A 10,980-nucleotide genomic window follows, 5' to 3' on the forward strand; every position below is an offset into this window, starting at 1 on the left:
CATAACGTTATCCGCCGACAGGTAGCGACACTATGGTCGGAAATGGGGGGAGCCGATTGGCAACGATGCGTGCGATATGCCACGCCAAATCTAAGCTGTCGGAACAGCAGACGCACAGCACCGAAAGTGGCCGGACCGTTGGCTGACGCGTTGCTTCCGCAGGATATTCTTAATGGCGCGGCTGTCCGCGACCGGCCGAACCTGTTCGTCATCGGGAGCTTCGATCGGCGTATCACCTTTTATTCGCAGCAGGTCCGGGGGCTTTCTCTGGTCCATGCGCTGAAGGATCTGGGTTACCTCAATGGGAATCCGCGGATTGCCGTGGTCGGCGGCGGTGCGGCCGGCGTCGCTGCAGCGGCAGCTGCCGCGCTTGTTACCGAATCGCAGATCGTGCTGTTCGAAACGGCCGGGGAGCTACTCCCCCTCCAGTCAACGACCGATCGCCGACGGCTCGATCCGCATATCTACGACTGGCCCGCGCATGACACGACGGATCCCATTGCAGACTTGCCAATACTTGACTGGGAGTCCGGATCGTGCCGTTCGGTGCGTGACGACGTTCTTGTTGGCTTCCATGACATCGTGGTCAGGCTCGCGCCAAGGTTGCAGCCTCGTGTGCGCCACCGGGTCACGGCGCTCAACGTCGTACCGGACGGTTACCAGATCGAGTTCACCGATCTGGATAGCCCGCTCCCTGCACCAGGGAACGAGCTTCGCGAGCAATTTCACATTGTCTTGCTTGCGGTCGGCTTCGGGGTCGAGCCAATCGAGCCAGTTCCAACCATTCAGAGTGCCAGCTACTGGACCGACGCCGGCGTGCCGGTTGCCGAGTTCGCGGGCCGACCGACTCCGCGCTTCTTCATCAGCGGAGCGGGCGACGGTGGGCTGATCGACTTCGTTGCCGCCGGCGCGCGCGATTTCGATCACGCTGGCATGATCCAGCTGGTTTCGAGCCATCCGGGGATCGTTGCGCTGAAGCCCGCCCTTGCCGCAATCGATGTCCGCGCGCGTGCGCAGGATGCTGCCGGCGCCCGGTTCGATTTCTTGGCGGCTTATGATGCAGAATTGCTGCAGCCGCTTACCGACATTGGCCTAGTTGCTGCCGTCGCGCAGCAGCTGCGGCCTGGGGTCAGGCTGACGCTGCAGACACAGCACGCCGAACTGTTTGAAGTGTCAACCGCAACGCTCAATCGGCTCGCCGCGTATCTCACCATCAAGGCGATCGAGGGTGACCCGCAACGCACCTTCCGGCACCTGCAATGCGGCGCCGTTGCGCGTATCGCTCCGCCTGACCCGGCCCCTGAAGTCGCAGATTTCTGGCTCGATTGTGCCGGCGAGTCGGTCGCAGCGGATGCTGTCATCGTTCGTCGTGGCCCACGTCGTGATGTCGTCCGTGCTCCGTTCGCTGCTCATTTGGTAGGCCACGAAGCAAACCATAAGGAATGGTTGACGCGACACGGCGATGCAACGCTTGTACCGAAGCTGTCGAGCGCTGCGCGGACCTTGTTCAGAGAGGCCGCGCGTGAGGCTGACGTCCCGCTCGCTCCGCGACTTCAGCGTCTGGCCGCGCATCAGCTGCCGATCTCAGTGCAATTGTTGCGCGAGGCAGGCAATGTCCGGTGGTCGGGCGCGATACCGGCTGAGCAGCTCCTGCGCTCGTGGAGCGAGCACCAGCCTTTCGAGATCATCCTTCCCGATGGCCCGGAAGATCTCGGAGCGGTGGCGGGCGCGGTGCTGCGTGTTGCCTGCCATAGCAACAATTGCCGGTTGCATGCGGCACCAGGTCAATGGAGACAGCATGTCCGGGCGCTCAGTCTGGAGTCACCGCACGCAGAGGGTATGGCGATGCCGGCGATCGTGGCCGGCAATCCCGGCGGTGCGGCCCAGAATCCGGTCCAGCTTCCACCCGATATTCTCGCGCGCAGGATTCACCGATCGCTCGATAGCTGGTTGCTGGAGCGTCTTGATGCGCATCTCCAACCCTTCTTTGCCAGCAATGCCGACCCCGGCCGACCGATTAACCTCAAGATCGCCACCGATCTACGGGCAGCCATGGCGGCTACATGGGCGGTCTGGCACGCTTCGTTCACCGATGAGCCGGTGCTACTTGGCCATTTCCTTCGCTTGATGATCTGCGCGGTCGACGACGACGATAATCGCGACGCCGCGCAGATTTTGGTCGGTCCCAACAAATGGGCGGTCATCCTGCGCGGTACTGCCGTCGCCCTGGCCATTGCCGCCGCCTGGGAGGCCACATCGCCGAAGGGGATCAGGCCCGGCAATCTTGTTCGCCTGCGCAATGGCGACAGCGCATGGGCCGGACATGGCTGCGCAGCCGATATGATCAATGGCGATGAGATGTCATTGTGCGCCGCATCTTTCATGTGGCAGACTCAATTCGTTATTCTTGTCGTCAAAAGTGCCATCGAGGTTAGCCGCATCGCCGAACGCCCGTTTGCGCGGGTCGACGCCGACCAGCCGGGGCTCAGCGAAACGGCAGGCTCTGGTCCGGTGATCATGTCAATAAGTCGCGATTTCGTCGACGCGGTGGCGGCAGGTTTGGCCGAGCTGCGCGCGTTGCTGACTGCCGTGGAGGCACGGCATTTCGAAGCGCTGGAAAAGACGATCGTGAAAGGCGCGGCATGACGGAAAGTTCGACTCTGTCACCCGAACTGGCGAATTTCGCCGAGCGGCTTCGCACAGCGGCGCTGGCGCTCGAGCTGAAGGTTGAGGATCGGCCCGAACTGGCGCGTTCGATCTTCAACGGCGGGTCGACGAAGTCGACCACGCTTAGTCCGACCGATCTGCCGGCGGAGAGCCATGCGATTCGGATCGATCGTTTCAATATCGTACTTGGCATCCTTCCTGACGTTCCTGCGATGGAAGCGGTGCTCGAGACGCTACGGCGATGCCGAAATCAATGTGTTGTTGCGCGCTCCTTCCTGGGGGCGAACGAGACGCTCGACCTGCAGCTTATGCTGCTGGGACCGCGAGCAAGCGAACGGCAGGAGGCCTGGCGGGCTATGGCTTTGATGGTCGAACGCGACGACCGTGTCGCCCGCAAGCTCGCGTGGTTGCGGCCGGAGGATCCCAAGCGGGACGAAGAGAGCTTTGCCGATTTTCTCAAGCGCACCTTCCTCGCCCGACCATGGGTGCATGCCGAGGGGCAGTTCGAAGACGCGGCGCTCGACGAGCTGAGCGGGACCGGCGCGACAGCGCCGGGCTTGCCGCGGACGACCGCCGACGAGTGGGAGCGCATTGCGCTCGACGAGAAGAAATCGCCGGACGACATTGTTGCGGCACTCGTCAGGGCCTGGGAGCGGAGGGGACAGGCATGAGCGAGATTTTCCTATCCCGCGTCGCGATCCATGATTTCCGCACCTTTGGAAACTTCGAGATCGACATTCCGGCGGCGCCCGGCCTGGTTCTGCTCACGGGTACCAACGGCCTCGGCAAGAGCAGCTTCTTTGATGCGATCGAATGGGGCCTGACCAACAAGATCCGCCGTTTTGAACCCTATCTGCAGAATGGCCGAAAGAAATTCGTCGAGAAGGACTATCTCACCCGGCGCGGAGCCGAGCCGGGATCGCATCGCGTTGCGCTGACCTTTTCGGAAGGTGACCTCATCAAGCGCAGCGCGACCGGCGGTACGGCAATGGCGGACATCGTCGCGCAGCTCGCCCGTCCCGATCGCCGCATCATCAATGATCTGGGCACCTATCTCGCCCTCACCCATTTCCTCGGGCAAGCGGCGCAGCAGCGGTTCACTAGCCGAGATCCCCGGGATCAGTGGCAAGCACTGAAGGGACCGAGCGGCATCGACCGGCTCGAGCGCATCCGCGCGGGCCTGCGTGGGCGGCCGACCATCACCGCGTTCACCCGTCGGCTAGATAAAGAGCAAAGAATGGTCGCCGAACTCGAGCGCGAAATCGCGGACTGGCAGGGACGGATGGCTCGCCTGAACAGGCTACGCGCCGCGGCCCGCGCGACCGGCGTGCTCACCGCAGCCGAGGTCGCTGCGGGGATCGACCAGCTCGAAGCTGACCTTCGGCAGCTTGTTGCCGATCAGCCGCTTGACGTCATAACCGCAGATGCCGGACAGCGTCTTTCAGCGCTCGGCGACCGCATCGGAGACACGCTGCGATCATTGGGCGAGCGGAAAGCGGTGTTGGAGACCTTATCGGCATTTCCAGCGCAATTTGCGATCAGCGAAGCCGAAGCAAGCCTCGACCATCCCAGCCTTGTACGGTTACGAAGCGCGGTGAGCGACGCGCATTCACGACTCGATCGCGTATCCCAACTTGTTCCCACAACCCGCGATGCGGTCACGGCTCAGAATGCCGCGATCGCCACGATCGAACAGAATGTCGCCCTACTCGATGCGGCGCGGACCGATCTGGCGCGCCGTGGGCAACTCGCCGAGCTTCAGGCGAAAGAAGCGCAGGATCGTAAGGCGCTTGCCGAGGCGATCGCCACCAATCGCAGGACGATAGCCGACGCCGATACCGTGATAGACCAACATGGCGAGGCCGCAGCTGAAGTCGCGCGCCTGAGAAGCCTTGCCGGCTCGGCACACGCGCTCAACGAAGCGATAGCCGAGTGCGTCGAACTCGAGACGGAGTCTCGGGCGGCCGATGCCGCGCTCGCCCAGGGGCGCGAGGCAGCGGCCAGCGCGGCTGCCGCGCTCACTCCGCTCGAGCAGCAATTGGCCGATCTCAACGACCGGATATCCGGCGCCGAGCGCGAACGTGCAGAGGCCGACCGGCACGCAACTGCGATCAGCGCCGCTCTGTCACAGCTCGCCAGCCACGTTCATCAGGACGATACCGACTGCCCGGTGTGCCGGACGCAGTTCGAGCCGGGAGTCCTCAAGGCACTGGCGGACGCCGCAGCGTCGGGGAGCGATCATCGCCTCGCCCAGGCCGACGATGCGCTCGAGACTTTGCGGGGCGAACGTCCCGCACTCAGCGATCAGATCCGTCGCCTTCGAACCGAGGTGGCGGCTGTCCAGGGGCTCGAGCGGGCGGCAGTTGTGGCCGCAGACGCTGTGACGAATGCGCGCGCCGCTATCGCCCGGACGCTTGAAACGTCTCCTGACGCCGATCTCGCCGCCCTTGCCGCGGCGCGGGCGCGCGACGCGGATGCCGCCCTGGCGGCGGCGGAGGTAGCGCTAGAACCGCTAGCGGCGAGTGCCGCTGCGGCGAGCGAACAACGATCTTCGAAAGCCGCCGATCTCGATGAGCTGATCGCGCGTGACAGCCAATTCGGAGCGCGACTGACGCAGTTTGAGGCCGAAGACAAGGCCTGTGCAGATCGGATCGCGGCGCGCAATCTGTCAAACGTCACGATCGGCGAGCTTGGGATCAGGCTGGCGACGGAACGCGAGCGAAGCGAAACCGCAAAGGCGCAACTCGCCACACTTTCCGAAGCGGCGAACGCAGCCGTCGCCGACGTTCAGGGGGAGCGAGCCGCACTCGATGCCGCTCAACGCGAGCTTGCGGCAGCCGAGGTGGTCCGCAGAACCGCCGAACAGGCGGCGCGGCAGATGCAGCAGCGTTGGACCCGAGCGGGTCTCAATAACAGTCCGGGCCAAGCCGAATATGATCGCGGCATTGCCGCGATCGAGGCCGTGCTGGCCGGACTGCGTTCGCTCGCCGAACGGCAGCTTGTGCTAGCACGCGACAACGAAAATGCGCTGCTTCAGAGCGAGATCGACGAGATCGTCGCGTCGATGCAGACCGCAGGTGGGGACAAGGACGTGCGCGAACCGGCGGCGTATCTTGGTGCACTCAAGATCAAGCTCGAGACTGCCCGCGCGGCGGTGAAGCTCACTACCGCCGCACGAAGCGCAGTGAAGCGCTATTCGGAGAATTTGCAGGCACAGGCGGACGATTTTTCCGCGCGCGTACTCGATCCACTCAACGTGGTTATCGACGACTTCAACGAGGCGATGCTGAGCACGCCCGGTGAGAGTATTCAGTTCAAGGCCGACACGCGGGTCGATGCGACAAGCTTCGGTATGGCACTGCGCTACCGGGAGAAGGTGGAGAATGCGATCGAGATAAAGAAGGATCTGCCGCCCCAGGTCGTGCTGAGCGAAGGCCAACTTGCGGCCAACGGCTTCAGCATCCTGTGTGCGGCGAGCACCGCTTACCCCTGGTCGCGCTGGCGGGCACTGCTGCTTGACGATCCGCTTCAGCATAATGACATCATTCACACTGCCGCCTTTGTAGACGTGATGCGCAACATGGTCGAATTGAACGGCTATCAGCTGATCATGTCGAGCCACGATCGAGGCGAGAGCGATTTCATCGCGCGCAAGTTCGATGCGGCCGGGCTCCCCTGCTCGACCGTGCTTCTGACAGCCCCATCGGACAAGGGTGTCGTCTGGGTCCCACCCGAACATAATCAGGCAGCGGCGGGGGTCATGCGGCGGGGCATGCAGGCATCGAGCGCCAATAGCGCCTAACGCGACGTTCGACAGCGGCTCTGGCCGGCTAAAAGTCGGATAAAGCGCCATCGGCTCGTCGATCTGGATCGATGCTCCAGGTCTCGATCCGATCGGCGATGTCGAGCGCTGTCCGGTTCTCGCGGTGTGCGGCCATGTGCAGAACGTTGCGGATGATGAGGACGAGTGCAGCCGACGTCGGGCCCCTATGAATATTTGGTTTCCAAGCTTTCTCTTCCAAAAGCGGGCGGTCGGCAAAGTCACAGGCGCGATCATGGAGAGCGCTAGCTAGGTCGGACTGGAATGGCCGGTTTCGGGAACGGCGAACGGCACAGTGAACGACGAGAACTAGGCGCGAAGCAGTCATTCGGCATCATGGCGGCAGACAGTCGCCTCATAGCAAGGCTCGGGGAACCGAACCAATCCACAGAAAAATTTTGTTGGTATTTTTGTTGGGCGGAAACGCCAGTAGGCGATGGTCATCTATCTGGCAACAAAGGCATATTTCGTTCGATTGGATTCCGCCTCTGGGCACCATCAACTTAAAGTTGTTTTTTCGCCTCGTAATAAATTTTCACAACCATTGCGCTGGTCACAGCCGGAAGTCGGCTCTTGCTGCGACGCTCTCTGAAGGTCCGGAATAGGGCCGCAAACGGACTGTCCACTGTCGGCGCCGGCATGGCAAAGCGGACATTCAGTTGGCCACGTTTTGCCGAGACGGCGCCATTGCGCTAACCTGCAAACATGCGTAGTCGCTGATAGAACGAATTTCGCTGAGGGGGCGAATTCATGGAGATGCAGCAGGTCCGCTATTTCCTGGCCCTGTCCAACACGCTGAACTTCACCAGGGCAGCTGAGGAATGCAATGTCACTCAGCCGGCATTGACGCGTGCGATCAAGACGCTCGAAGAGGAACTTGGCGGAGAACTCCTTCGCCGGGAGCGCCAGCATTCGCACCTGACCGAGCTTGGGCGTCGCATGCTGCCGTTGCTGCAACAGTGCTACGACGCGGCCACTTCCGCAAAATCACTGGCCAAAGCGGTGCAAAGCAGCGACGTCGCGCCGCTCAACGTCACGATTTCCAACAGTGTCAACATCGCGTTGCTGGTTTCACCGTTCACGGAACTGTTCCGGGCATATCCCGGCGTGCACCTCAAGATCAGCCGTGGTTCGCCAAGCGCCGTATCGACGCGCTGAAGGACGGTGATGCCGAGCTGGCCGTTGCCGGTCCGTTGGGGCCGGCCTGGGACCGCCTCGACATGTGGCCGCTCTTCCAGGAGGGGATCGAGCTGGCCGTGAATGCCGCCCATCCGCTGGCGCGGCGCAACGAGGTCGATGTTGCGCTGACCCAGCTTGCCGCGGAACCTGTGCTCAGCCGGATCGATTGGGAGACAAGCGAGGAACTGTCGCGGTGCCTCTCCGCAAAAGGCTATTCGCCTCGAACTGCGCACGAAGTCGAGACCGACCAGGATCTGCTTGCGTTGTTGGAAGCCAACGCCGGAATTGGCTTTGTCTCGTTCACGGCACCGCGGTCCACGAACACGCGCCGGCTCAAGCTTCGTGATCTCGACGTCTCGCGGACCGTTTCCGTCTACGCGGTTGCTGGCAGGCACCGTTCTCCAGTCGCGACGACGCTGCTCAACCTTTTGAGGTCGGCCGACTGGTCGTCCTTCGGCGTCAGCGAGCCCGCCTGAGCGCCGCGATCAGGTCGTCAATGTCCATGCGCCGGCGGTAGTCCGGATCAACGAAGCGATCCGTGATGACGCCATCGGTTCCGACGATGAAAGTCGCCGGGATGGGCAGGAACCAGCTGCTGTTGCCCTGATAATTTGGAATATCTAGCCCGAGGCCCATCAGACGCTCCATCTCGGCGCCGACCCAGATCGCAAGGTTGAGAGACAGGGCATAGCCATTGTCCATGTCGATCAAAAAGGGAAACTGCGCGCCGACCAAGGCTTTCATAGCTTTGGCAAATTTGCGCCGTTCCGGCATGATCACGACCACTTGACCACCCAGATCGGAAATCTGGCGCTGCACCTCGACGATGCCGATGGCGTTCAAGCGGCAATAGGGACACCAATGCCCGCGCTGGAAGGTGATGACGGCTGGCCCCTCTGCAAGGATGTCGGCCAGGCCGACAAGCCTGCCTTCATCGTCAGGCAGCAGGAAACCAGGCATGGCGTCGCCTGCGGACGGCGCCATGGCCCCGGCGCCTTGTTTCTCCAGGCGATCCACCAGCCTGTCCACGGCGTCAGCGAATTCGGAATTCAAGCGTCGGACTGCCCCAGCGATTACCGCCAACCGTTCGTTGAGCGGCGCATCAAGCTCGATGGCTGCCTGGACGGACTGTTCGAATGTCATTGCCTGGTCGTCGGCGGCCATATCTGCACTTTCATACGTCGCATGCAGCCTACCACCGAAACGCCTTGGCCCTTGCCATGCTTTTCCTGCATGGTTTCGATGCCCCGCGTATATCGTCGCATGCCAGGTTCATCTTCTATTCGACTTCTCGGATCGGCGCGTTACATCATGTTCTTGATGTCTGCCGAAAAAGTCGGGAAGCCGTAGACCATCTCACCCAGCTGCGATGCCGTGATGCCATGCTTCATGGCGAGCGCGAAGATATGGATCAGTTCCTCGCCAGCATGACCGACGATATGGGCGCCGACGATCCGCTCCGTGGTTTCCTCGACAATGACCTTCGACCACGCAAGGTTCTCGGCATAGGTCCTCGCGGACAGCCAGCCTTGCATGTCATTGACGTGGACCTTGACGTGAAGCTCCTGCTCTCTCGCCCTGGCTTCGGTCAGCCCGACACTGGCCAGGGCCGGGACGGTGTAGAGCGACGCTGGTATGTGGGCGTAATCCGGGCGATGTCTCGGGCCATCGACGATGTTGCGGCCGACGATGCCGCCCTCGTAAGTTGCCACTGGGGAGAGCTGCGGAGAATTCCAGACCGCGTCGCCGCAGACATAGACGTCAGGGTTGGAGCGCGAGCGCAGATGATCGTCGATCTCGATGCGGCCTTCGCGGTGCACGACGACGCCAGCGCCAAGATCGAGGCTCTCGACATTGGCAATGCGCCCGGCGCAATTGATGACACGATCCGCGTTCACCAGATATTCGATGCCGTCCTTTGCGAACCTCACTCGCAATCGCCCGTCGGCCTTGTCGACACCCTTGATCCACGCCTTTGTGTGGATACTGATCCCCAAGCGTTCGCTCTCGCTGCGGAGCTGAGCAACGGCATCCGCATCGAAACCTCCTAGCAACTGTGGCAGCGCTTCAAGGATCGTGACGTCTACGCCGGCGCGCGCATAGACGTGGCCCAGCTCGAAGGCAATCACGCCGCCGCCGACAAAGACCACGGCGCCGGGCAGCTCCGGGTCGTTCAGGACATCGTCGGAAAAGGTCAGGTGCTCGGCGCCCGGGATCGGCAGCGGGCGCGGCTTGGAGCCAGTGGCGATGACGATGTTCCGGGCCTCGAGCTCCCGGCCATTGACGCGGATGGTATTGGCGCCGACGAAAACGGCCTCACCGGGGATGACATCAACACCACGCTTGGCCATCAATCCGGACAGCCGGGACGGAATGTCCCGGATGATTGCCTTTTCCCGCTCGATCAACGCCCGCCAGTCGAGCCGCGGCCTATCGACGGTGATCGCGTGACGATCGGCCTTGCCGATCTCGTCGAGAACATGGGCTGCCGCGACCAAGACCTTCTTTGGCGTGCAGCCGCGATTGGGACAGGTGCCGCCAAGGTCGCGTGGTTCGATCATGGCGACCGACAGCCCGGCTGCGCGCGTCGCGACCGTCACGCCCATTCCGGCATTGCCGCCGCCCAGGATCACGACATCATACTTTTGCATCGCAGCGCCTCCGCCGCTAGTGAAGCTTGATCCGGGGCCTGGTGCGCCTGACCACCATCTCGCCGATCGAATCCAGCGCCATCTTCGCGAATCCATGCACCGCTTTGAGATGCATCTTGTGCAGCGAGCGATAGGCAAGTCTCGCAAACAGGCCTTCAATCTTCAGTCCGCCAATCAGGCTGCCGAATGCGCCGTAATCTGCGAGCGAGACGAGCGAGCCATAGTCGCGATAGCGGAACGCTGAAGCGGTTCGTCCCGCAAGGCGAGCGGCAACTACCCGAACCAGATGGTCGGCCTGTTGATGAGCTGTCTGGGCTCGCGGCGGCAAGGCATTGTCTTCGCCTGGTAGGATGCAGTTCGCGCAGTCGCCGATTGCGAACACGTTCTCGTCTCCGACCGCACGCAAGGTCTCGTCCACGGTCAGGCGGTTGATGCGGTCGGTCTCGAGGCCATCGAGGCTTTTCAGGAAATCCGGCGCCTTGATCCCGGCCGCCCAAACCACCAACTCGGCCGGCACAAAAAGCTTCTCTCCAAGTCGGATACCGTCCTCGGTCACCTCGGTGACCTTGATGCCGCATCGGATCTGCACGCCCAGCTTGATCAGCAGGTGTGCCGAGGCGCGCGCCATGTGCTCCGGAAGAGCAGGCAGGATGCGCGGCCCCG

Annotated in this window: 8 protein-coding genes; 5 read left to right on the plus strand and 3 right to left on the minus strand. The window is 62.5% G+C overall.

Annotated features, from left to right (window positions below):
- Positions 1-138: 138 nt before the first annotated feature.
- The 5 genes from AC4FWB_RS18715 to AC4FWB_RS18735 all read left to right on the plus strand — a co-directional run bounded on the left by AC4FWB_RS18715 (position 139) and on the right by AC4FWB_RS18735 (position 8,142).
- A complete protein-coding gene (locus AC4FWB_RS18715; RefSeq protein ID WP_491027736.1) occupies positions 139-2,646 on the plus strand; it encodes an ABC-three component system protein in 2,508 nt (835 codons plus the stop codon).
- Positions 2,643-3,338 (plus strand): ABC-three component system middle component 1, encoded by a 696-nt coding sequence (locus AC4FWB_RS18720; protein ID WP_491027737.1) that lies wholly within the window; start codon positions 2,643-2,645, stop codon positions 3,336-3,338. The genes AC4FWB_RS18715 and AC4FWB_RS18720 overlap by 4 nt, the downstream gene beginning before the upstream one ends.
- On the plus strand, positions 3,335-6,469 hold the full coding sequence (locus AC4FWB_RS18725) for an AAA family ATPase (protein WP_491027738.1): 3,135 nt from the start codon (positions 3,335-3,337) through the stop codon (positions 6,467-6,469). The genes AC4FWB_RS18720 and AC4FWB_RS18725 overlap by 4 nt, the downstream gene beginning before the upstream one ends.
- A 768-nt stretch (positions 6,470-7,237) precedes the next feature.
- Entirely contained in the window at positions 7,238-7,645 is a 408-nt protein-coding gene (locus tag AC4FWB_RS18730) for a LysR family transcriptional regulator (RefSeq protein WP_491027739.1), read from the plus strand.
- A gap of 35 nt (positions 7,646-7,680) precedes the next feature.
- Entirely contained in the window at positions 7,681-8,142 is a 462-nt protein-coding gene (locus tag AC4FWB_RS18735; protein WP_491027740.1) for a LysR family transcriptional regulator substrate-binding protein, read from the plus strand.
- Here AC4FWB_RS18735 and AC4FWB_RS18740 read toward each other — a convergent pair.
- From AC4FWB_RS18740 to AC4FWB_RS18750, 3 genes are all read right to left on the minus strand, one after another.
- Positions 8,126-8,830: a peroxiredoxin-like family protein gene (locus AC4FWB_RS18740; RefSeq protein ID WP_491027741.1), complete on the minus strand. Its 705-nt coding sequence runs from the start codon at positions 8,828-8,830 to the stop codon at positions 8,126-8,128. The genes AC4FWB_RS18735 and AC4FWB_RS18740 overlap by 17 nt on opposite strands.
- Before the next feature lie 140 nt (positions 8,831-8,970).
- Positions 8,971-10,317 carry a dihydrolipoyl dehydrogenase family protein gene (locus AC4FWB_RS18745; RefSeq protein WP_491027742.1) on the minus strand — a complete coding sequence of 449 codons (1,347 nt, stop codon included), beginning with the start codon at positions 10,315-10,317 and terminating at the stop codon, positions 8,971-8,973.
- A 16-nt stretch (positions 10,318-10,333) separates the two neighbouring features.
- Positions 10,334-10,980: NAD(P)/FAD-dependent oxidoreductase (locus tag AC4FWB_RS18750; RefSeq protein ID WP_491027743.1), on the minus strand; the 647-nt coding region annotated here is incomplete at its 5' end.

Source organism: Mesorhizobium sp. LEGMi-168a (genome assembly GCF_058312955.1).